Source organism: Undibacterium sp. Dicai25W (assembly GCF_049340505.1).
GTDB lineage: Bacteria > Pseudomonadota > Gammaproteobacteria > Burkholderiales > Burkholderiaceae_D > Undibacterium > Undibacterium jejuense.
The window spans coordinates 645,811-668,465 of sequence record NZ_JBMPOQ010000001.1 but is presented as its reverse complement, the minus strand read 5'-3'; the positions used below and the strand labels follow the sequence as shown (position 1 = coordinate 668,465).

Annotated in this window: 15 protein-coding genes; 10 read left to right on the top strand and 5 right to left on the bottom strand. The window is 44.6% G+C overall.

The genetic code is table 11. The features are described 5' to 3' along the window. Positions 1-392 precede the first annotated feature (392 nt). From ACO0KY_RS03115 to ACO0KY_RS03105, 3 genes are all read right to left on the bottom strand, one after another. Entirely contained in the window at positions 393-1,946 is a 1,554-nt protein-coding gene (locus tag ACO0KY_RS03115) for an oligopeptide:H+ symporter (RefSeq protein WP_423044121.1), read from the bottom strand. 225 nt (positions 1,947-2,171) lie between these two features. Further along, positions 2,172-5,366, bottom strand: coding sequence for an efflux RND transporter permease subunit (locus tag ACO0KY_RS03110; protein WP_423044119.1), 3,195 nt, complete (start codon positions 5,364-5,366; stop codon positions 2,172-2,174). A gap of 3 nt (positions 5,367-5,369) precedes the next feature. Further along, positions 5,370-6,551 (bottom strand): efflux RND transporter periplasmic adaptor subunit, encoded by a 1,182-nt coding sequence (locus ACO0KY_RS03105; RefSeq protein WP_423044117.1) that lies wholly within the window; start codon positions 6,549-6,551, stop codon positions 5,370-5,372. Between the two features lie 266 nt (positions 6,552-6,817). On the opposite strand from ACO0KY_RS03105, the gene ACO0KY_RS03100 reads away from it, so the two are divergent. The 5 genes from ACO0KY_RS03100 (at position 6,818) to ACO0KY_RS03080 (ending at position 12,025) form a co-directional block, all read left to right on the top strand. Continuing rightward, the gene (locus tag ACO0KY_RS03100) at positions 6,818-7,444 is read left to right on the top strand and encodes a hypothetical protein (protein WP_423044115.1); all 627 of its coding nucleotides are present in this window, start codon (positions 6,818-6,820) and stop codon (positions 7,442-7,444) included. Positions 7,445-7,699: 255 nt separating this feature from the next. Further along, on the top strand, positions 7,700-8,731 hold the full coding sequence (locus ACO0KY_RS03095) for a Leu/Phe/Val dehydrogenase (protein ID WP_423044113.1): 1,032 nt from the start codon (positions 7,700-7,702) through the stop codon (positions 8,729-8,731). Positions 8,732-8,942: 211 nt separating this feature from the next. After that, the gene (locus ACO0KY_RS03090) at positions 8,943-9,488 is read left to right on the top strand and encodes a GNAT family N-acetyltransferase (RefSeq protein WP_423044111.1); all 546 of its coding nucleotides are present in this window, start codon (positions 8,943-8,945) and stop codon (positions 9,486-9,488) included. Positions 9,489-9,791: 303 nt separating this feature from the next. Next, positions 9,792-11,417, top strand: a complete 1,626-nt coding sequence (locus ACO0KY_RS03085) for a response regulator (protein ID WP_423044109.1) — start codon at positions 9,792-9,794, stop codon at positions 11,415-11,417. Then, on the top strand, positions 11,414-12,025 hold the full coding sequence (locus ACO0KY_RS03080; protein WP_423044107.1) for a sensor histidine kinase: 612 nt from the start codon (positions 11,414-11,416) through the stop codon (positions 12,023-12,025). Before ACO0KY_RS03085 ends, ACO0KY_RS03080 begins: the two co-directional genes overlap by 4 nt. Positions 12,026-12,173: 148 nt before the next feature. Here ACO0KY_RS03080 and ACO0KY_RS03075 read toward each other — a convergent pair whose 3' ends face one another. Further along, on the bottom strand, positions 12,174-13,487 hold the full coding sequence (locus tag ACO0KY_RS03075; protein WP_423044105.1) for an ATP-binding protein: 1,314 nt from the start codon (positions 13,485-13,487) through the stop codon (positions 12,174-12,176). After that, the gene (locus tag ACO0KY_RS03070; protein WP_423044103.1) at positions 13,484-14,152 is read right to left on the bottom strand and encodes a response regulator; all 669 of its coding nucleotides are present in this window, start codon (positions 14,150-14,152) and stop codon (positions 13,484-13,486) included. The genes ACO0KY_RS03075 and ACO0KY_RS03070 overlap by 4 nt, the downstream gene beginning before the upstream one ends. A gap of 515 nt (positions 14,153-14,667) precedes the next feature. On the opposite strand from ACO0KY_RS03070, the gene ACO0KY_RS03065 reads away from it, so the two are divergent. From ACO0KY_RS03065 to ACO0KY_RS03045, 5 genes are all read left to right on the top strand, one after another. After that, the gene (locus tag ACO0KY_RS03065) at positions 14,668-16,917 is read left to right on the top strand and encodes a TonB-dependent receptor (RefSeq protein ID WP_423044101.1); all 2,250 of its coding nucleotides are present in this window, start codon (positions 14,668-14,670) and stop codon (positions 16,915-16,917) included. A 378-nt stretch (positions 16,918-17,295) separates the two neighbouring features. Then, on the top strand, positions 17,296-17,826 hold the full coding sequence (locus ACO0KY_RS03060; protein ID WP_423044099.1) for a cytochrome b: 531 nt from the start codon (positions 17,296-17,298) through the stop codon (positions 17,824-17,826). 347 nt (positions 17,827-18,173) lie between these two features. Then, complete coding sequence (locus ACO0KY_RS03055) at positions 18,174-19,157, top strand: YncE family protein (RefSeq protein ID WP_423044097.1); 984 nt, start codon at positions 18,174-18,176, stop codon at positions 19,155-19,157. Between the two features lie 683 nt (positions 19,158-19,840). Then, positions 19,841-22,309 (top strand): PKD domain-containing protein, encoded by a 2,469-nt coding sequence (locus tag ACO0KY_RS03050; protein WP_423044095.1) that lies wholly within the window; start codon positions 19,841-19,843, stop codon positions 22,307-22,309. Positions 22,310-22,320: 11 nt separating this feature from the next. Then, complete coding sequence (locus tag ACO0KY_RS03045; protein WP_423044091.1) at positions 22,321-22,653, top strand: hypothetical protein; 333 nt, start codon at positions 22,321-22,323, stop codon at positions 22,651-22,653. The last annotated feature ends 2 nt before the right edge of the window (positions 22,654-22,655 follow it).

Sequence of the window (22,655 nt, the reverse complement as noted above, 5' to 3'; positions counted from 1 at the left end):
TCGGATCAGTATCGGGACCTATGGTGGGGGGATATATTTATGGGTCACTTGGTTTCAATCAAATTAATTTGATCGCAGCACTCATCTGCGGCTAAAAACGATTTTTTATTTCAAGTGAGGATCGATCACATTTGATCTGAAAAAAACTATCGCACTATTGAAAAGTAATGTAGTTAATTTAGTAAAGAATGAAGATAAAATCAAAGGATTAAACTATTGGTGATCGATTTTTTGTAGGAAATAAAATACAAAAAAACGAGATTGCGAAGAGCGCAATCTCGTTAATAAAAAAACCAATAGCCTGTATATATTGAAGCGCTATTGAGGACTTCTAATAGCACTCGAAGCTGACTCAATAAGCTAACATTGTCGCCTTAACTGCGGGGTCAAACTTAGGCTTGCCGATAATAGTTATGCATTTTGTAATTTTTAGCGTACATTGCAAACACCAGAGATGCTAACAAAGCAAAGCCTGCGAAGAAGAACATTAAGAAGGCTGTCGTACTGATGCCTGAAGTTTTGATCTGTTCCATGACTGGTGCACTTTTAACACTTGCATCCGCCAGCAATACCCACAAGTTACCAATGGTCACTGTCAGACTCCAAAAACTCATAATCACGCCCTTCATCGCCAGCGGTGCCTGACCATAAGCGAACTCAAGACCCGTCGTCGATACCAACACCTCACCAAGCGTCAACAAAGCGTATGGCAGGATTTGCCAGGTAATTGACAAAGTATTGCCACCATCCATTGCCAACTGCATAAATCCCACTACGATCCAGGCAAAACCTGAAAAAGCAATCCCTAAACCCATGCGACGCAAAGCCGTTAATTCCAGACCAAGGCGTTTGCACATAGGGTACAAGACCAGATTATTAAATGGAATCAGGAGCATCACCAGCATAGGATTCAAGGCTTGCATTTGCGATGACTGGAACCAGGAAGGCTTTACCATCGAATCCGCTTGTACCACCCATGTAGACGCTTTTTGATCAAACAAAGACCAGAATGGCGTCACTAATGCAAAAATCACCAGAACACGCAATACCGAGCGTACACCATCCACAATCACATCAGGATGGGTGCCGTAGGCGCGATCCAACTGTATCCAGGTACCGATACCGCCAAAACCAAGCAACATCACCAATGCGAGACATATGGCTGGCACCAGCGCCAGCGTTGGTATCGTCAACAACACACCAACTGCAGCAATCACGCCCAACACAGCGATATATAAACCGGTGCGTGCTTTACCTGATACTTCTGCCAGCAGTGCAGTACGTACGACATTTATAAAAGAATGCGGATCTTTTGCAACCGGGGCGACGTGCACATATTTCTTGCGGCCCGACCAGAAAATAATGGTCGCGATTAACATCAAAATACCAGGTATGCCAAATGCAACGCCAGCACCTAATTGCTTCAAAAAATACGGCATTAATATCGATGCAAAGAAGGAACCCAAATTGATGATCCAATAAAATGCCTCGAACACTTTTTGCGCCATGCTGCGATTGCTTTGGTCAAATTGGTCACCAACAAACGATGAAACCAAGGGTTTAATCCCGCCAGAACCAAAAGCGATGAGAAATAAGCCAACGTAAAATCCGCGTGGATTATCGTCAAATATGGCCAGACAAGCATGTCCGGCGCAGTACACCAGACTAAGCCAAAACACCGTATTATATTTACCAAAAAATCTGTCGGCTAACCAACCACCCAGTAATGGGAAAAAATACACGCCGATAACAAACGTATGGAAAATTTCTTTAGCCATTCCTGCGCGTAAATTTTCAGGCATCGATAACAGCAAGCTGCTAATCAGGAACGATGTGAGAATGTTGCGCATGCCGTAAAAACTAAAGCGCTCACAGCCTTCATTCGCAATGATGTAAGGAATCTGCGGCGGCATCTTTGCTGCGACAGCGGGTGCTGCTTGACTCATTGGTATCTCCAGTTCAATTGTTTTTGTTGAAGAATAAACAAACGGCCTTGGTAAAGGCCGTTGTTAATTTATGGACGTTATTCCAGAAACGTTTTGTCACATTTTAACAGTGCGCGAAGTATCCAGATTTGAAACCTGCTCGTCAAGCAAGAAATCCAGAATACCCCTCAAAACGCTTTATGCTGTACTTTCCATCCCTCTACGATACGCGAATGAACATACGCTTCAAACATTTTTGACAGGTTTGAACATTCTGATCAGACGCACCGGAAGACGGAAAATAAAGCGAATAAATGTCACCGTCAATACTGCCTCCAAGCCGGTCGCTAACGCAGCAAAAAAAGCATTCCAACGAACCACACGAGAACGATACTTCGCCATCATACGATCACGACTAATTTCTATGCTGTCATAGAAGGTCGGCACAACCAACAATGTCAACAAGGTAGAGGTAATGGTTCCACCAATAATCGCAATCGCCAGCGGACGATAAAACTCCCCACCTTCACCAAGACCTATCGCCACCGGCAACATGCCAGCAATCAAAGCAAATGTAGTCATCAGAATCGGGCGTAAGCGTTTGCGCCCCGCATACATTAAGGATTCCTCGCGATCAAAGCCTTCCTGCTCACGCTTGCGCGCGCAATCGAGCAGCAAAATCGCATTCTTGGCAACCAGGCCCATCAACATAATGATGCCGATAAAGCTCATCAGATTAAGCGTACCGTGGGTCAATAACAGCGCAAGCACCACACCGATTAAACTCAAAGGTAAAGACAACATTACGGCTACCGGGGCAGTAAAAGAGCCAAACTGCATGACCAAAATCAGATACATCAGGCCAATACCCATGACCAGAGCAATTGTCATTTCGGTGAACAATTCTTTCTGTGAACGTGCTGCACCGCCAAGATCTAAAGAATACCCGGCAGGAAAACTCATGGCCTTAGCAATTTTTAATGCCTCGGCGGTTACCTCACCAGGCGACCTACCCTGTGTATTTGCTGATACGGCCATCATGCGTTTGCCGTCAGTGTGCTTGATTTGTGATGGTCCTTTACCCATGGTGATTTTTGCGATTTGCTCGAGCGGCACCATGGTATCGCTGTTATTCACCGCGATCGGTAAGCGTTCGATATTTTCAGCATTAATTCTATCATTCGGGTGCAGACGGACTGCCACATCACGTGCTTCCCCGGTAGGATCAACCCAATCACCGACCTCAACGCCAGCAAATGCTACACGTAAAGCCTGCGCTGCGTCATTGACCGAAATACCGAGAGAATTTGCCAGACCACGATTGAGCTCGATCTGCAACTCATCTTTAGGGTCTTGTTGAGATAAACCTACATCAACCGCACCATCAACCTTGCGTAATTTTTCCATAAATTCATTGGCGATGATCAGTAATTTACGCGCATCTGGGCCAGAAAAATTAATCTGTACCGGCTTGCCGCCGTCATTATTCAAATCATCCTGTACCACATATTCTGCCCCTATCACTTGCACCAGGAGCTTACGTAAATCCGTCGCGACTTCGGCGGCAGATGGCTTGCGTTCGGTACTCTTACCAATATCCACATAAACCCGTCCACCACCACTATTAATGGTGCTATTAGTCGCTTTGGTGACCTTCAAACTACGCGCGATTTCGGCGGCTTTTTCAACTTTCAGACGCGAATATTCGAGGCTGGAACTAGATGGCGTGCGAATGTCAATAAAAATGGTGCCGTTATCGGCACTCGGTAAAAAGCTGGAGCCTCCGAACGTTGCGTGAAGTGCGATTGCTCCCACCAGACTGACGCCGGCGATCACCGCCATCCAGACCCGGTGATGTAATGCCCAGGCAATCACGTTACCGTAGCGGTCAGCCTGATAATCAAACCAGTCATTGAATTTTGCCAAGACAAGGCTAATCCCTTTTTTTGGTAGTAAATGATGTCCTACCGGGTCACCCCAATATGCAGACAACATCGGATCAAGCGTAAAAGAGATAAACAAACTAACGAGTACTGAGCTGGCCACAGTCAATGCAAACGGACGAAACCATTCACCTGAGATGCCAGGCATAAATGCCACAGGAATAAATACAGCGATAATAGAAAACGTGGTTGCGGCTACCGCCAAACCAATTTCTTTAGTGCCGTTACTGGCGGCGGTACGACGATCAACACCCATTTCCATATGACGCACAATATTTTCACGCACCACAATCGCATCATCAATCAACACCCCAATCGCCAAAGACAAGCCAAGCAAGGTCATAAAATTAAGCGTAAAACCACTCAACCAAATGGCGATAAAAGCAGCAATGACGGAGGTAGGCAGACTGAGTGCCGTGATTAATGTAGAACGCCAGGAATTTAAAAATACGTACACCACAAAAATCGTGAGTACGGCACCAAACATCAATGATTCAATGACGTTATCAAGGCTGCTCTCCGCATCTTTACCGCCATCCTGAGTCACTTCTAATTTGCTACCAGCAGGTAGCGTCTTATTAATCTCAGCGACCAGATCGCGAACATGGGTAGCAACTGTAACTGTACTTGCTTCGCGTGACCGCGTGATGGAAATGCCAACATTGGGATGGCCGTTGTGCATGCTGAAACCGTTCAGCTCAGAAAATCCGTCCTCAATGTCTGCCACCTGTGCCAAGCGTATAATTTCATTGCCACGCTTTTTCACGACGATGGATTGAAATTCTCTTGGCGATTCAATACGACCGATCAGACGTATACTTTGTTCGGTTAAGTGTCCGGTAATTTTTCCGACAGGCGCAGTGGTATTTTGATTTCTCAGTGCATTGACTACTTCCGACACTGACACATTGTATTCACGCAGCTTTTGAGCATGCAATAACACGCTCAACTCGCGGCGCAGCGCACCATCTACCGTCACCGTAGCAACACCATCAATGGCACGAAATTTATCTGCTAACTCATCTTCCGCTTTGCGTGAAATTTCCGCATGGCTCAAGACATCTGACGACAATGCCAATTGCATAATCGGTTGCGCCGAAGGATCTATCCTTTCCAGCACTGGTTCACGCATTTCTACGGGTAATTTATAGCGTACTGAAGCGATCGAATTTCGCACTTCATCCGAGGCCTCCACCATATTTTTACCAAAATTGAAGATCAACACGATGGTCGCTGAACCTTCATTTGCAGTGGAGCGCAATTGATAGACGCCGGTAATACTTTGCATGGCCTTTTCGACGCGATTGATGATCTCACGCTCTACCGTATCTGGTGACGCACCTGGGTAAGGGATACTCACGACCAATACCGGTTGCTGGACATCCGGAATCTGATTGACCTTCAACTTTTTGAGTGCCAACAAGCCCAGTGCCATCAGGGCGATGATGATCACAATCATCGCAATCGGGCGTTTGATACTAAAGTCAGATAAAAACATGGCTTATTTCCCCGCTGAATTGACCGCGGGCTGAGATGCAGCGCCAGCTACCGCGACAGGCAATTTATTTGAAACCGAGGCCACCATGGTAAATTTTTGGCCGTCTTTCAAAGTCGCAATCGGCGTGCGTATGATACGGTCGCCTTCTTTCAAACCTGCCAAGATTGCATAGTCGCCATGACGAGCATCACGCTCGCCTACGCTTAAACTGACTTTTTTTAACCTGCCATCTTTCGCCAACCATGCGTAGGCTTTATCACCTTCACGTACCAGGGCTGAGCTGGCGATCATCAGAGTCTGCGTCGTGGCGGCCTCAATCATGCCTTCTGCATAGAGACCTGAAACACGTGGCTGTGCATTATCATTGAACGTCACTAATACTTCGACCTGACGAGTCGTCGCGTTTGCAGCCAGATCGATACGTTTCACTTTGCCGCTGAATTCCTGATCACCATAGCCATTGATGTGAAACCGCACGGATTGACCAAGCTTGACGTTATTCACTTTATCCGCTGATACCAATCCTTCAAAACGCAAGCTGGTCGGATCAATCACTTTGACCAGTTCTTTACCGAGTTGTGCCGTATCACCTGACGACACCTTGCGCTCGCTGACCACACCATCAAAAGGGGCACGCACTTCAGTGCGCTGCAATTGTTGGCGCGCTTGCACGGTGCGGGCTTTGGCGGCGACCAGATCGCTTTGAGTATTGTTACGGCGGATTTCCGCGTCTTCTAATTGCTGCGTCGACGTCATGCCGGACGCGCGCAAGGTTTTCAGACGCTGAAACTGGCGCTCTGCCTGATCAAAAGTCTGCACTGCGGCACGCTCTGCTTCTTCAGCAGAATGTAAGCTGTCTTTAATCGACGTATCATCGAGACGTACCAATAAATCACCACGTTTAACAGTTTCACCATTTTCTTTAAAGACTTGCAAAACAACGGAAGCAATCTCGGCCCGCAAATCCGCTTTGCGCTCTGGCTGCACCGAGCCAGTGATAACCGGGCCTGAGGACATGGCATTACTCTGTATCTGCGCCAAATCTTCCTGAGTCACCAATAACGCTTGATCCGCTAATGTTGCGCTCGCTGAAGCACTGGCTTTTGCCTTGCCATCTTCTGGCTTTTCTTTGCATCCAGCCAGAACAAAAGCAACAGCCAATACAATCAAACTAGGTCGTAACATGGTAAGTCTCCAGATTTCAGATGTGGTAAGTCAACTATATTGAAAATATCTATGATTTATTTTGCCCAAAAATATATAGGGCGGCTGCCCTTAAAAATAGAAAACTGAGCAATTTTGTTATCAACTATGCAGTATCCACGACAGATAAAGTTCCTGTCAAAATAAAACTCATGAAAAGTCGTCCAAACAAGCTAAACACAACTATCCTTGCAATTTCAGTACAAGTCCGGTAGTCTCCGCCCTCCTTTGCTTTTCTGTAATTACCTGTGCCTGCTTCTGTTAAATCTGCCTCGTCATCCAGCATTTCCCCATCCCAAGCTACTGTTCTGATTGCCACCGATGTGTTTGGACATACGCCCGCGGTATCTGGCCTGGTACGCCAACTATCAGTCAACGCCATTGTTGTCACGCCATGGGATGACCCAGATAGTCACTTTTATTCAGAACAAGATGCATATCAAGCCTTCATCGTTGGGGGTGGCGTTAGTCGTTATGCTGAAAAGTTGAAAAGCATTCTTCAAGAACATACATCATTAAAATTTGCCATTGGCTTTAGTGCTGGAGCAAGTGCGTTGTGGATTAATAGCGAACACACGTGTATGCAACAACTACAAAACACCGTGTTGTTTTACGGCTCGCGTATTCGCGAATATCGCAATATTCAACCAATCTGTCCGATACGTTTAATTTTTGCCGAACATGAAGCTGCATTTACGCCACGTGAACTGGTCAGCGACCTGCAACAACGTGGACATCAAGCCGAGATCGCCAAAGCAACCAAACATGGTTTTATGAATTCTTATTCGCGTGGCAGTTGCGTCAAGTCGCAAACTCGCTATACCTCGGAATTGCTGACGATGCTACATACAACTCTGAACCAGGCCGCGGCTTAGAACCACTATCGCTCAGCTCAAAAAAATTTAGTTTTAAAATAAATAATAAAATTTGAGTTAACACCCGCTCCTCCCTTATACTTCGGCGCGCGTGACACAATCACCAACCAGTAGCATTGATTACAACAACCAGTAGTCACTTGCTTGTTTTTTGCTGTCTTTTGCTGTTTTCATTATTTTTATTCACTTTTTCTGCGGAAAATGATTCAGCCTTATCCGGCATACAGAGTCAAACCTCCGCGCGGAGCCATAAGCATGACCGCTTTTGTATTTAACGAAATCAATTTTGACAATCACGAACAAGTTGTTTTTGCTTCTGAAGCAAAATCAGGCCTGAAAGCCATTATCGCAGTTCACAACACCAACCTCGGCCCAGCTATGGGCGGTTGCCGTATGTGGAACTACGCCAGCGAAGCGGAAGCAGTGCGCGATGTATTGCGCCTTTCCCGCGGAATGACTTATAAAAACGCTGTTGCTGGCCTGCCAATCGGCGGCGGTAAGAGCGTGATCATTGGCAATCCAAAGACAGATAAAACTCCAGCCCTGTTTGAGGCTTTGGGTGAAGCATTAGAACGCCTCGGTGGCCGTTATGTAACGGCAGAAGACGTCGGCACCAGCCCGGCAGACATGGCGAATGTTGCCAGCAAAACGAAATACGTAGCTGGCCTCGGTGACCGTGGCGATCCATCTCCATTTACCGCATTAGGTTGTTTCGTCGGTGCGCAAGCTGCTGTCAAACACCATTTGAAACGTGACAGCATGGAAGGTCTGACCGTTGCTCTGCAAGGTCTGGGTCATGTCGGTTACGACTATGCACGTCGTCTGAAAGAAGCTGGTGCAAAATTGATCGTCGCTGATATCGATCAAGGGGCATTAAAACGTGCACAAGAAGAATTAAACGCCGAAGTTGTCGGCATCGATGCCATCTACGACGTGCAAGCCGACATCTACGCCCCATGCGCTTTGGGTGCGACACTGAATGCAGATACGCTGTCCCGTCTCAAAGCAACGATTGTTGCTGGTGCTGCAAACAACCAGTTAGCGTCACCAGAAATCGGCGAAGCTTGCCGTCAAAAAGGTATTTTGTACGCGCCAGACTTTGTCATCAACGCCGGTGGCATTATCAAAGTTTGCTATGAATACCTGAATACGCCAGAAGACGGCATGGATGCTCATGTACGCCGTATCGGCGAAACACTGACTGAAATCTTCGAACGTGCTGAAGCTGAAAGTCTGGCAACCAGCATCGTTGCTGACCGCATCGCAGAAATGCAATTCAAGCGTTAATTTATTTGATTCCGATGTCGCACTAAGATGCCGACATCGCCAAACGCCACCCGCCACCCGCCATTGTTGGGTGGCGTTTTTTTTACCCATGTTGGAACGAGAAAAACTTAAACCTTGCTGAAAAGAATTTTCAAAGTTACCATAAATTCTACTGACGTTATTTCACTACCGTCATTTTTCAGGCCATTCTCTGTCTTTTTGCTTGCTCAACATGACCATACTCACCACAGCTCGCTTACGTCTTGAGCCCATCACGGATAGTCATCTTGAAGGGCTATGTCGCCTCAACAGCGACCCGGAAGTCATGCGCTATATCTCAGGTCAGGCCGAAACAAGAGAGGAAACCCTGAACATGATCGAAAGGGTTAAGGCGCGCTGGGAAGAAATTGGATTTTCGTGGTGGAGTTTTATTGAGATCGAAAGCCAGGAAATCATAGGCGCCGGTTGCATACAATATTTGGGACGCGATCCAAAAAATCCGCTTGAAATTGGCTCGCGCCTGCGTAAGGACAAGTGGGGGAAGGGTTATGCGAGCGAAGCCGCCAGAGCAATGGCTGCATTTGCCTTTGATATTCTGAAGGCGGAATCACTCTACGCGATTTGCATGCCTGAAAATACTGCCTCTTCGCGCGTCATGAAAAAATTGGGATTGAATTATCGCGGAATTGAACGTTGGAACGAGAAAGATGTTGCGACCTACTCTATCGACAAGGCAACATGGCAAAAACAACAAAAAATCTGGTTTAATGCTGGTTAGAGCTACTCACTAGCTATGCCAATGTGCGATAAATACATCATGTGCGTGGCGCAGATGTCAAATCTTATCTATGTGTTATTGTTATTGGTATGACTTGTGCTATAAAAACAGTTAATAGCCAAATAATATTAAAAAAGTAAATCAGATCAGGGGTTTCCGTGCTAATTCCCTAATCTCAGGGCCATCAAAAGCTTGAGCAACAACAATCACAACGACGACAGATTAACAGACACAAAAAAACAAAGACGAACTAACCGTCTGTTTATGTCCTTACGATGAAGTTTGCAGTCCCTTGAGACTACTATGAGCAAAATTATTTCGTACAAAGACAAACATGTTCTCATCATTGATGACATGGCCGACATGCGCAGCTCTTTACGAAATCAAATAGGGTCATTAGAAATAACCAACGTCGGTATCGCAGCAAGCATACGTGATGCACTTGAGTTACTCAAACAGAAACGCTTTGACGTCATCCTATGCGATTATTACCTCGGCGGTTCCACCGATGGTCAACAATTTCTCGAATATTTACGCACCGCCAAGATTATCAGCCGCGCGACCCTATTCATCATGATCACCGCTGAAACCGGCTATGAAAGCGTGATCACCGCAGCCGAATGTTTGCCCGATGATTATCTGCTAAAACCATTTACCGCCGAGACCTTGCGTTCGCGCTTTCAGCGCCTGATGGAAAAAAAGATACGCCTCCAGGCAATCGACCAACTTCATGACAAGTCAGCATGGCTGGAGATCATTGCCGCCTGTGATGACATCATCGCCACCCGTGACAAATATTTGGTCGATGCCATGCGTATCAAAGGAAATGCCTTATTAATGGCAGAAAAGAATGACGAGGCGATGCAGTTTTACGAGCAAGCATTGAGCTTGCGTGCGATGCCGTGGGCCAAACTTGGACTAGCTAAAGCGATGAAAGCGAAAGGCAATGGTGAACAAGCAAAGCAACTCTTAAGCGACTTAATTAATGACAGCCCAAACCTCTTGTCTGCGTATGACTTGCTAGGAAAAATACATACCGAATCAGGTGACGATGCCGCCGCCATTGCGATTCTGGACAAGGCGAGCACGGTGGCGCCCAACTCGTTAATGCGCCAACGCTCTCTTGCCGGTCTGGCCGAACGCACGGGCGATTTTAAACGGGTCGAACAAGCGTTGACTACCGTATTAAAAAAGACCAAAAATTCACCACTAAGAGATCCGGCAGATTACGTCAAACTCAGTAGCGCCTATCTGGAAATGAATGACGCTGCGAAGGCCATCAATATCATCGAAGACGCGAAGATAACTTTCAAGGGAACAGGTGAGCTGCGTTCTGTTTCAGCGATGGAAGCACAAGCTTTACATAAAGCAGGCAAAACCGAACTCGCCGAAGAAGCCTTGGATAGAGCTTTGAGCGGAGGAAGTACTGGAATTTCAGAAGAATTAGCATTCGCCCTTGCCAAAGCCTGTCTGGTCAACGACAGAGCTGCAACTGCAGGGGATATACTCAAATACGTCCTGCAAAATAATCCAGACTCCGAAGAAGTCAAAAATGCGGTATCAACTATTTTCAAACATCACGGTGGCGAGGAAGCGGCGAAAGAGCTAATAGAACGCTCTACGCAAGAAGTCGTTAACCTGAATAATGAAGCGGTTTTAAAGGCGAAATCCGGCGCCTATGCAGAAGCTTCACAAATGCTGACCGAGGCCGCTTTTCGTTTGCCAAACAATATGCAAATCGTGGCAAATGCCTCGCTATCTTTACTTGCCGATGTGTTGATGAACCAGATGGACGCCATCAAAATCAAACAAGCGAAAGAGTTTGCTATAACGATCGCAAAAGCAAATAAAGAGCATCCTAAGTTACCGGAAATCTCACGTTTTCTCAAAAAAATTCAAACCAAATACCAATTGGACACACCATTATGAGCTTCGCTCACATTGCGGCAATAACCATACACGATGTCAAAAATAGTTTGTCGAGTATTGCCTCTGCCGCTGAATCACATGGCGATACGCCAACCGTGCAGGCCATTTTTAATATTTCCGATACCCTTACAAGACTACTCGTTTTCTATCGCAGCGAACACGAACTGCTGCGGTTGAATCTCAACTCACATGCCCCAGAAGATTTGATCTTCGAATTAGCCGCAAATAAATATGGGCAATCAGATATCGAGATTAACAGCGAACTTAACCAGGCACCAGTGCTATGGGTGTATGACGAAATGTTGGTCAGAATGATACTGGTCAATGCTTTGCAAAATGCTTCAAGGTATGCAAAGAGTCGCATCGTGATTAGCGCAAAAGAGTGTTCTGGCTATCTTGAAATGAGTGTTCATGACGATGGGCCGGGTTTTTCTGACACGGTACTGGAAGAGGACTATAGCAACATTCCAGCCAGCCAAAACGGAACCGGCTTAGGTTTGCTTTTAGCTAAACGAATAGCCGCTTTGCACGTCAATAATAATCAACAGGGGCGCATCGAACTATCGAATCAAAATGGAGGATTATTCCGCTTAATACTCCCGGCTTAGATGATTCAAATTTAAATCGAAGACACTGCAGTCAAAAAGTGGGGCCAACCCACCAATTTTAAACAAGCGTTTTTAAGCAGGAAATAACAGCAGCGCAGGTTTCACCCACGCTAGTCGCCCTAGTCGCACTGTCGCTTTAATCGTGCTCCTAAGAATTTGCGGGCAACTCAAAAGAAACTGTAAATATCAGTCCTGTCCCTACTTGAGCATCAGATAATGTAATGACTGCCTTATGCATGTCCGCCACATTTTTGACGATTGCCAATCCAAGGCCGCTACCTGATTCGCCACTACCTTCACAGCGATAAAAACGATCAAAAATACGCTCGCGATCACCTGTCGGAATACCCATTCCATTGTCGCTAACTGCGAGAAATATTTTATTATTTTCTTTTTTTACACTGACATCGATGCGGCCATTTTTTGCGGTGTAACGTATCGCGTTATCAACGATATTCCCTAACATTACCCTCAAGGAATCGACATTTCCTTGAATGAATAAGTCTTCTTCAGCGACATCGACCCCAAGATCAATATTTTTATTTTCAGCCAGTAAAGAAAAATCTCCAACCACTTGTCTGGCTAACTTTGGTACAGAAACTTTCTGCTCTATTTTTTGTTCATCCATGTCACTCTGACGTGCAAGTATCAATAATTGCTGAACCAAATGCGTGGCGCGATTCAGACGTTCATGGAGTTTTTTGATTCCGGTTTTGCGTTCTTCATCATCGCTTGTACGCTCAACTAATTGCAACTGCAATTTCAAAGCTGCCAGAGGTGTTCGCAATTCATGAGCAGCATCAACGACAAACATTTTTTGCAGCTGAATCGAGCTATCCACTCTTAAAAATAGCGCGTTGATCGCCGTTACGATCGGCATCATTTCCGGCGTATAACCATGCGTATCTAACGGTTGCAGTGCATCCGCAGAACGCTCACCTAATGCCGTTGCGAGTCGTGTCAACGGTTGCAAACTACGCCCAACGACAAACCAGATTAGTGAAGCAAGAGTCGGAATCAAAATTAAAAATGGAATCAGCGAGCGCAAAGCCAAACTGAACTCAATATTCTCCCGATCAGGTATCAGTTGACCTACCTGTACCACCTGATGATTATTTTCTTCACTGTAAACGCGCCAGGCTTTATCACCAGCCATGACTTCAAAAAATCCTGTGTTGCTATACAACGGTAAGTTTTTTGCAGGATTAGACGTAAACACCATGACACGATCTTTATTCCAAACCTGAACAACGATTTTTTTACCTGGATGTTTATCTGCCGTTTCACTTTGCTGCAATGTCATATTCGCAGGAAATGAACGCACAATTTGCTTCAACTGGTAGTCGAAGAGCTCATTGGTTTCGTGCCTTACTTTGAGATAACTACCAATACAAACCGCGATAATCGTTATCACCATGCCGGACATTAATCCGATTAATAGTTGCTGGCGTATGGTTCTCATTTTTCGATTTCATTCATCAATTTATAACCAACACCGCGCACATTTTTAATAAAATCGGCACCCAATTTTTTTCTTAGCATGTGGATATACACTTCAATCGTATTACTTTCGATATCTTCATCCCATCCATAAATTTTTTCTTCTAATTTTGCTTTTGAAATGACTTTTCCCGGTATCTCTATCAAGGCCAACATCAGATTAAATTCATTTAACGATAAATGTATTTCTTCGCCATGAAAAAATACTTCATGCGTCGAAATGTTCAGCGTCAGACCACAATGATTTAATGACGGGTCTTGAGCGATATGACAGCGCCGTAGCAAAGCACGAATGCGAGCATATAATTCATCGAGATCAAAAGGTTTAACCAGATAGTCATCCGCCCCGGTATCTAGGCCTTTGATTCTGTCGAAAGTTGCATCTCTTGCGGTAATAATTAAGATGGCGGCAGTGCCTTTACTTTGACGATATTTTCGAAGTACTTCTAAGCCTTGCATCTTCGGCAGTCCAAGATCAAGCAATACAATATGATAATCACTCGCAATTAAAGCAGCGTCCGCGGCAAGCCCGTCTTTGACCCAGTCAACCTGATATTTTTCTTTCTGCAAGCCCTCCACCAGGCTCTCGCCTATCATCAGGTCATCCTCAATCAACAGTAATTTCATGTACTTCCATTCTTTCTTTTAGAGACAGATATCTTTTTTACGCAGAAAAAATTAAAAACCGAAGATCGCCATCTTCGCAGAGTTCACTTCAATTACAAAATGATTTCTTTGGAGAAATTTTCCTTCGCAATATTTAAAGCCCTTAAAAAATAATTAAAGAATGCTTAAAAAATTTCGCACACGAATTGAGGCATATTTTTTTCTCTCGAAAATTAAATTTAGCTTAATCAAAGCCAAATACAACAAGAAGTTTTGATATTTTCGAATGTCTTTTTCTTGTAATAAATCTTTCTTAGGATGCGAGCCATCATAAGAAAAACAAAATTAATTAGAAAAATTAAATTCATCATTTTTAAATAAATTTGAATTCGATCAAACGCGAGTTACCGTGTTGACGATGAAAAATTTTAAATTTGATGAAGGGAATTTTTAAGCCAAATAATTTTTTGCTTCATAACTATTTATTTGATGTTGCGGTTTTTAAATCTTCACTTATTTCAACCCTAGGATTATTTATGTCTAAAGCAATTCCGTTTCCTAAGCGCTATTTAAGCCATGCGTTATCCGTTTCATTGTTATCTCTCGCTGCTCCGCACATGGTGTTTGCCCAAGAGTCAGTAAATCTCGGTGCGGTAGGTGCGCAAGCCGGTGCTGGCCAAATCGTTGAAGTGACTGCTAAACGTGATTCAGTTGCTGCGGTAGCGCCAACGCAAGCGAATTTGACTGCAACGCAACCACAATCTGTGATTTCTCGTGCTTACATTGAACAATCCGTAGCACCAACGGGCAACTTCAACACGATCGCAGGCATCTCTCCAGGTGCATCAACACAGCCATCCTCAAATGGCCCCGGCGCAGCGGATACTAAAACTGTCTTGCGCGGATTTCAAGATTCTCAATATAACGTGACCTGGGACGGCATTCCATTTGGCGATACGAATGATCCAACCCATCACTCAACAGCTTATTTCCCAGCGGCGGTGATTGGCGGTGTAGTAGTAGAGCGCGGTCCTGGCAACGCAAGTAATCTTGGCCAGGCTACGTATGGCGGCAGCATCAATTTATTCTCCAAAACGCCAGCTGCCAAAATGGGAACGGAAGTTTATTTTTCGCATGGTACCTGGAATACGAATTTGTTCGGCGTCGCTTTTGAAAGCGGTAAGTTTGGTGTGAATGACTCGACCTTGCAATTGAACGTACAGCAGATCAAGAGCGATGGCTATCTGACTTACAACACCATGGACGGTACGAATTTTGTTGCGAAGTACCAGCAAAAATTGGGCAGCAACACACGCCTTACTGTATTTGCCACTTATAACGACATCAAAACACAATTGCCCGATTCAGCTTCTGGCGCGACGCTCGCGCAAGCAGCCTTGTTTGGTAAAAATTACAGTTTGAATAATGACCCAACCAGCCAAGGTTATTATGCATATAACACTGTTCACAAGACAACGGATTTTGAATATCTCAGACTACAAACGAACTGGGGCGATGGCTTCCAGACAGACAACAATCTGTATACCTATTTTTACGATAATAAAACGATCTCGGGATTTGATGCAACGGGTTACTTAGGTAATGGCGTCATCGCAGCAGGGGCTGGTACAAACGGCAGTTCTTATGCCAGTGCAAAGGTGCCAACGGGAGGTGTTTTAGGCTATGACAAATTAAATCACTATCGTGTCAACGGTGACATTTTCAAAGCGACTAAAGAATTTTCTGCTGGTTTGCTTCGTACTGGTATCTGGCTGGAGCAGTCGGATACATCACGTCATCAGTATGGTTTAGATTTAACAACCATGACTTTACTTGATCCTACTTTGGCTGGTAAGGGTACTAAATTTAATCAAGACTCCAGCTGGAAGCAATACCAGCCTTTCGTGGAATTCGAATGGGTTGCGACTGAAAATACCACAGTGACGCCTGGATTTAAATATACGCACTTTACTCGTAGCGTTAATGCCGTCAAGAATCAAGGTTCTAGCGTAGCAGCCAATTTTTCAGAAACGTTTACAGCAAGTTTGCCGTTCTTGACCGTGAATCATATGCTCAGCAAAAATGATTCGCTGTACGCTCAGTATGCTAAAGGTATGCAAGTGCCAATTTTGGGAACTGCTCTCCAAGTAGCTAGCCCGACAAATACACCGGATCCTCAAACTACCACCAACTACCAATTTGGTGGTGTCCATAAATCCGATCGTTTCCAGATTGCGGGTGATATTTACTATATCGACTTTAACAATCAAATTGGTTCAAGTGTCGTTGCAGGACAAACCGTCTTCTTTAATCAAGGCGGCACGGTGTACAAAGGTATTGAAGCTGAAGGAACATATCTTGTTGATGGCGGCTGGGCGATTTATGCAAACTACTCTTTAAATAGCGCTAAATTTAAAAACGGTAACACCGCAGGCACTGGCACGATCGCTAAAGCACCAAAATCAACTGCTGCATTAGGCTTACTATTTAATCAAGGCCCTTGGAATGCGTCACTGATCTATAAACAAGTCGGCGATCAATACGCAGTCAATAATGAACCGGCAGCGTATAAGATTGATGCCTATGGCAATGCAGACCTGAATGTGTCTTATACCTTTGGCGATATTGGAACGATGATCAAAAAACTGAAATTGCAAGTCAGTGCCTACAACATCACTAATAGCCAAAAGGTGACGTCGATTTCTAATGGCGCAACAGCAGCGTTAGATCAATATCAATGGCAAGCACCACGCAGCTATATGCTCTCACTCAAAGGCTACTTTTAACTGAAAGTTGAGATCTGGCATAGTACCGTCAATGTAGTACCATCAATGTAGTACGGCACTACGCCAGAATGATGTTCTACCCTTTATGACAATACAGGGTAATGCAGCTTATAGCAGCGCAACATAGTCTGTCCAAGTCGTTGAGCCACAGCTACTCATCGATATTTAACTTTCAGAAGGCACCAGAGCGGTTCATGGCTCTGGTGCCTTTTTATCACTTTTCGCTACAAGCGCTGGCAAATATAAGCGTATTATGGAATTTCTGAGGATGGTAATCGAAGCTTAGTAATATCAATTAATATCAATTAATATCAATTAATACTAATAAATGCCAATTCAGCGTTTTTCCTATTCTATTTTGAGAATCGAGGTTTCTTCATGAATGATCGTTACGACCACAAAACAATTGCTTTGCATTGGCTTACAGCAATTTTAATTATTGGTTTATGGTGCGTAGGGCAAAGCATCGATTGGTTCCCCAGTGGAACACCTCGCGTCTGGGTTCGGAGCTTGCATATTTTGTTTGGCAGCGTTCTCGCCTTGGTATTTGCATACCGACTCTGGTGGCGCATCAGTGCCGGCACAAAACTTCCACCCGCCTCAGTGGGTTGGCAGCAAACGTTGGCAAAATCGATACACCATTTCTTATATCTGTTAATCGCCGCAACCGTATTATTGGGGCTTTTTAACACCTGGGTACGAGGTGACAATGTATTTGATTTGTTCAAACTGCCTTCGTTCGCTCCTGGAGATAAGGCGTTCAGGCATCAGGTTGAAGACATTCATGCATTGGCTGCCAACATCTTACTGGGAATCGCAGCATTGCACGCAGCTGCCGCGTTGGCACATCACTTTATTTTTAAAGATGCGGTACTCAAGAGAATGCTAATGGGTGGCACAAAAAAATAAGCCCAGACTATAAAACGATCCGACCGCAACTAAATCCCTCTGAATTAATGCAATTTTAATTCTATTTATTGCGATCCGGTTTAGCCTTAAAGCCTTGACATATATCCCCCGAAGCCTCGACAACATCGAGGATAGGTTGTCGCTTACTCTTAATTTGAAAAACTCTGCATCCATACATGAAATGAACATCATGTGTAATGTAGTAGTTCATGCATTGTAAGCAAGTTGGTGCTTGATTTTTTTTGGGGGCTTGCATCTGCTTTTAATATTTACGCCTCTGCAAAAAAGTGTTTTACATTCTTCTTTTTGCAAAGAATTTCTATTTAATTTTTCAAATTTAAATAATTATGAGTTTTAAAAAACAAGTCATGGCTTCTGTAATATTGTCAGGTGCTGCACTAACAGCAACTAGTGCAGTGGGTGCGAATGACATGCCATCGTGGATTCAAAATTGGACCCTCGGAGCACCAAGCCATTGGGATTATATTGACATTGATGTGCTTCGTCATCGCCTATTTTTAAGTCGTGGTGATCACGTACAAGTTCTGGATCTTCCATCTGGCAATGTAACCGGAGATATTCCAAATACGAATGGCGTGCATGGTATCGCGTTTGCTCAGGATTTAAAACTTGGTTTTACCAGCAATGGCAAAGCTAACTCAGTAACGGTGTTTGATCTCGATACACTCGCCGTGAAACAAGAAATCAAGGTCAGCGGCGTTAATCCTGATGCGATTTTATACGATCAACAATCACGCCAACTTTACACATTCAATGGCAAAACCGCGAACGTAACAGTAATTGACGTAAATAGCTTACAAGTCGTCGCTACCATTGCTACAACTGGCAAGCCAGAGTTTGCTGTCAATAACGGTAATGGCAAAATCTTTTTCAACGTCGAAGATAAGGCAGAGATACATACGATTGATATTGCGAGCAATAAATTAATCGCCAAATGGCCACTACCACATTGTGAAGAACCAACTGGTCTGGCAATGGATGTTAAGAACGCCCGGTTATTTTCTGTATGCCAAAACAATACGATGGTTGTAACGGATGCATCAACAGGCAAACAAGTTGCCAGCGTCGCGATTGGCGGTCATCCTGACGCAGCGGTCTATGATGCCGACCTGGCAACCATCTATTCTTCCAATGGCGAAGGAAATTTATCGGTAATTAAACAAATCGATGCCAATCATTACGCACCAGCAATCTCGGTAAAGACCGCGAAGGGTGCCAGAACGATGGCGATGGACAAAGCCAGTAAAACTATTTATTTGCCATCTATTAGCAATCAGCAATTTACTGTGTTGGTGTACCAGCCACATTAAGAAATATCTGTACCGGATTTAAACCCGTTTGAATGTGAAAAAAGCAAACGGGTTTAAGTTGTACGATTCTGTCGTTGTAGAATCTATATATGTATTTATTGATAAGTTATATTTCAAAATCACTTCCCACCAAGAAGTATTGGTCATCGCAAAGTTTCTGCTTTACACACAATAAATTGCAACTTTTTAATTGCGATTTTTTATATGCAGATACGCATTTCTCCCGACAAGTAACGGTGCACAATGCGTGGACAAGGAATATATCAAGATCCTCTTTTCTGAATAGAATTTCGGCTTATCCGAAACGTGTTTGTCATTCCTGATCTGACTAAATCAGATAAAAACAACAATTTAGCCATTACTCCGTGACGATTTTGAGCCTTAATTTGCTTCTTGAAAAGACTGGCGTTGTTTCCTATTATCAGAAAACCCTCAACGAAAAATTCGACTGCCGAGCGTAATATTCTGTTCAAATTTCATCTATTTCAGATTGTTTTGTAAATTAATGTTAAATATTAATTTATAATTGAGGCTCAGTTTTCACTCGGCGACCGACAGAATAACATTGATATTCTGGCTGGCTTTCGGAGATACTTCAAATATCCAATGATTCCTCAGCAATTGCTGCGTTGATTTTCTAACCATTTCAATCTGCTGACGCTCCTCAACTCTTAAAGGGCAACATGTCTAAAAATGTTTTTTTAAAACGCGGAAAAATTCTACCGACCATGATGGCATGTGCCGTATTAGTCACCGCATGCGGTGGTGGCGGTGGTGGGGATAGCACTGCGACGTCCGCGACTCCTACACTACCGCAAATAAGCGCACCAAGCATCAATCTAGCAGGAACGCAGACTGTTTATGTCAGCAGTGTTGTTATGCTAACAGCACTTGCCGGAAGCACGTCAGGGAACAACACTACTTACTCCTGGGATTTCGGTGACGGATCACCACTCGGAAGCGGTAGTTCAGTAACGCACACTTATAGCAAAACTGGAACATTCGTTGTTACAGTGACTGCGAGTTCAGCGGGGTATCAATCGACCAGCGTGACAAAATCTATTACGGTCAATGCGAATGTTGCCCCTTCTGCGCCAACGATTACGATCGGAAGTGGCACTGGAGGCGCTACAGCATTTGCTAACAATGCACAGACATTCAGTGCGTCAAGTAAAGATCCTGCCAGCCTCACTCTCAGTTACTTATGGGACTTCGGCGATGGCACCCCTACCGTACCTGGACAAAACGTTTCTCACACTTACGCGAATACTGGCAACTACAACATTAAGGTAGCTGTCAGCAATACGGCTAATTTATCGGCGAATTCTAGTGTGTCAGTCAGCGTTTTAACAGCAGTACCTGCAGCACCAGTAATTCAAGCAAATCCTGTGACTGCAGTTGTCAACCAGACTGTCAATTTCAGCAGCTCGGCCAGCGACCCTATGGGATTGCCGCTGACATATCAATGGAACTTTGGCGACGGTAGTACTGGCACTGGCGCAACCCCTACTCACGCTTATAGCGCAACTGGTAGCTACAATGTAACCCTTAAAATCGCCGATAGTGCAGGAAACAGCTCAAGTTCGGCTCCGTTTACCGAAACCGTGGTCACTGCTACTAACGGTGCTCTCGTAGTAGACTGTACTGGCACAAATTGTGGCGCAAACAGCCCTACAGCTTATAGTGGTAGCGGCGTAGGCATATGGCGTTATAACAATACAGGTAGCACAACAGCAAATATAAACATTGCGATATCAGGTGTTTCAGCAGGAAAAACTGCAACACTCGTTTTTAGTAACGGAACAGTAAATTCGGCGTCTGCACCAAGCATCGGCGTCAGCTCTGCACCGGTTTTTGCAAATAAATCTCAAGATAAAATCTTATCTCCTGAAGATTTAGCTTATACGACCTTTGATCCGCATCACACTGACTTGATTGAACGTAATCGTCAAGTGCTGAAGTCTTTGCAAGCATTCAAACCTAGCAAAGTTTTTGCAAATCCAAAAGTTCAAGCGCCAACGCCGACCCCAACGGTTGGCACGGTTAAATCCTGGACCGACCTCTTCCCTTCCACACCAATCGCCTATTCAACTGCCGTCGCAAACGTCTGTAGTGTTACTGGTGGGCGCAACGTCGTATTTTGGTTAGATCCTAACGCGACTTCATCAGGTACTGTCACTACTAACGACATCACAACGATGGCAAGCACAGTTTGTGGCACCGCTGGTTTTTCGCGCCTATCTAGCTTGCTTGGTGACGTATGGGGTCCGGTACCAACGCAGTATTCGTCGCAATTGATTCAAGACACGACCGGTCAGCCACAAGATATCAATATTGTGATTTTGAATGTGCCTTCAAATACAGGATGGGCAGGGTATTTTTATGGCCTAAACAATCAATTGACCAGCGTAGCACCGAGCTCCAACCAGGCATTAGTATTTTTTATTAATGCTAGCCAGATTCAAAACAATCGCAACTATGCTCTATCGACCTTGTTGCACGAAGCCACGCATATGACCAATTTTTACCAACGTGCGATCGTGCGAGGTTTGAGTCATGAAACCTGGCTGGAAGAAAGCTCAGCCATGATGACAGAAGATATCGTAGTACCGGCAATTCTGAATGGCTATAACACTGCAGAAAAAGCCCGATTACCTTCCTATCTGGGGACAGGCGGCGGTGTCAACTACATCAAATGGCCTGCCCTTTCTGGTGCAAATTATGCACTTGGTGGCTCTTTTGATGCTTTCCTGAGCCGTCGTTATGGATTATCAATTTATAAGCAATTAATAACTAGCTGCACGGATGGTGTAACAACCAATGACAGCTATACCTGTCTGGACACATTGATAAAAAATAATGGCGGTATTGGTCTTGCAGATGAATTCACGCGTTTTGGTGCTTCAGTATTTTCAAAAATGTCTGGGATCAATGCACCAACTGGTTACGGTTTCCCTTTTAAAGTTGATGGTGGTTATTCGATGTCAGCAATTGATTTGTCGACGATAAGCTCTGGACAAGCAGCAACAATAGGCAGCACGTTCACGTCTACGACTCATTATTATCAAACTGACGCAATTACCAAAAGCACCTATACAAGAACTGGGGTACTAGTACCTGCAGGAACTAACTTCTCTTTAATTATTAAATAAGAACCGTAGCCATGCGCCATATTCTGAGTATGATCATCACGTCTGGCGTGGTGCTTGGCTGCGCCGCCCAGACGCCAGCAATACCCTTAGCAGCAGCGAGTAAGCCCGCTGCTGTAGCACAAATCTGGCATGGCGAACTTGTTCGCATGGGGCCGGAAATGGAAAGCTGGTTAGGGCTGATTGATAATTTTGGAAGGCTCTGGCGGCTTGAAAAGCTGAGTCAAGACGCAACGCAACAGTTAATCAAGCGTCAGCATCAGCATATCAAGGTGACTGGATCAAAAGGAAATGACTGGCTTTCAACACCAGTGATTGACGTACAACAGTGGTCAGAAGAAAACTAAAA

What these genes read in the sequence shown, in the direction of transcription:
- ACO0KY_RS03115 (WP_423044121.1), bottom strand. Translation starts at nt 1,946, where the DNA reads ATGAGTCAAGCAGCACCCGCTGTCGCAGCAAAGATGCCGCCGCAGATT.
- ACO0KY_RS03110 (WP_423044119.1), bottom strand. Translation starts at nt 5,366, where the DNA reads ATGTTTTTATCTGACTTTAGTATCAAACGCCCGATTGCGATGATTGTG.
- ACO0KY_RS03105 (WP_423044117.1), bottom strand. Translation starts at nt 6,551, where the DNA reads ATGTTACGACCTAGTTTGATTGTATTGGCTGTTGCTTTTGTTCTGGCT.
- ACO0KY_RS03095 (WP_423044113.1), top strand. Translation starts at nt 7,700, where the DNA reads ATGACCGCTTTTGTATTTAACGAAATCAATTTTGACAATCACGAACAA.
- ACO0KY_RS03090 (WP_423044111.1), top strand. Translation starts at nt 8,943, where the DNA reads ATGACCATACTCACCACAGCTCGCTTACGTCTTGAGCCCATCACGGAT.
- ACO0KY_RS03085 (WP_423044109.1), top strand. Translation starts at nt 9,792, where the DNA reads ATGAGCAAAATTATTTCGTACAAAGACAAACATGTTCTCATCATTGAT.
- ACO0KY_RS03080 (WP_423044107.1), top strand. Translation starts at nt 11,414, where the DNA reads ATGAGCTTCGCTCACATTGCGGCAATAACCATACACGATGTCAAAAAT.
- ACO0KY_RS03075 (WP_423044105.1), bottom strand. Translation starts at nt 13,487, where the DNA reads ATGAGAACCATACGCCAGCAACTATTAATCGGATTAATGTCCGGCATG.
- ACO0KY_RS03070 (WP_423044103.1), bottom strand. Translation starts at nt 14,152, where the DNA reads ATGAAATTACTGTTGATTGAGGATGACCTGATGATAGGCGAGAGCCTG.
- ACO0KY_RS03065 (WP_423044101.1), top strand. Translation starts at nt 14,668, where the DNA reads ATGTCTAAAGCAATTCCGTTTCCTAAGCGCTATTTAAGCCATGCGTTA.
- ACO0KY_RS03060 (WP_423044099.1), top strand. Translation starts at nt 17,296, where the DNA reads ATGAATGATCGTTACGACCACAAAACAATTGCTTTGCATTGGCTTACA.
- ACO0KY_RS03055 (WP_423044097.1), top strand. Translation starts at nt 18,174, where the DNA reads ATGAGTTTTAAAAAACAAGTCATGGCTTCTGTAATATTGTCAGGTGCT.
- ACO0KY_RS03050 (WP_423044095.1), top strand. Translation starts at nt 19,841, where the DNA reads ATGTCTAAAAATGTTTTTTTAAAACGCGGAAAAATTCTACCGACCATG.
- ACO0KY_RS03045 (WP_423044091.1), top strand. Translation starts at nt 22,321, where the DNA reads ATGCGCCATATTCTGAGTATGATCATCACGTCTGGCGTGGTGCTTGGC.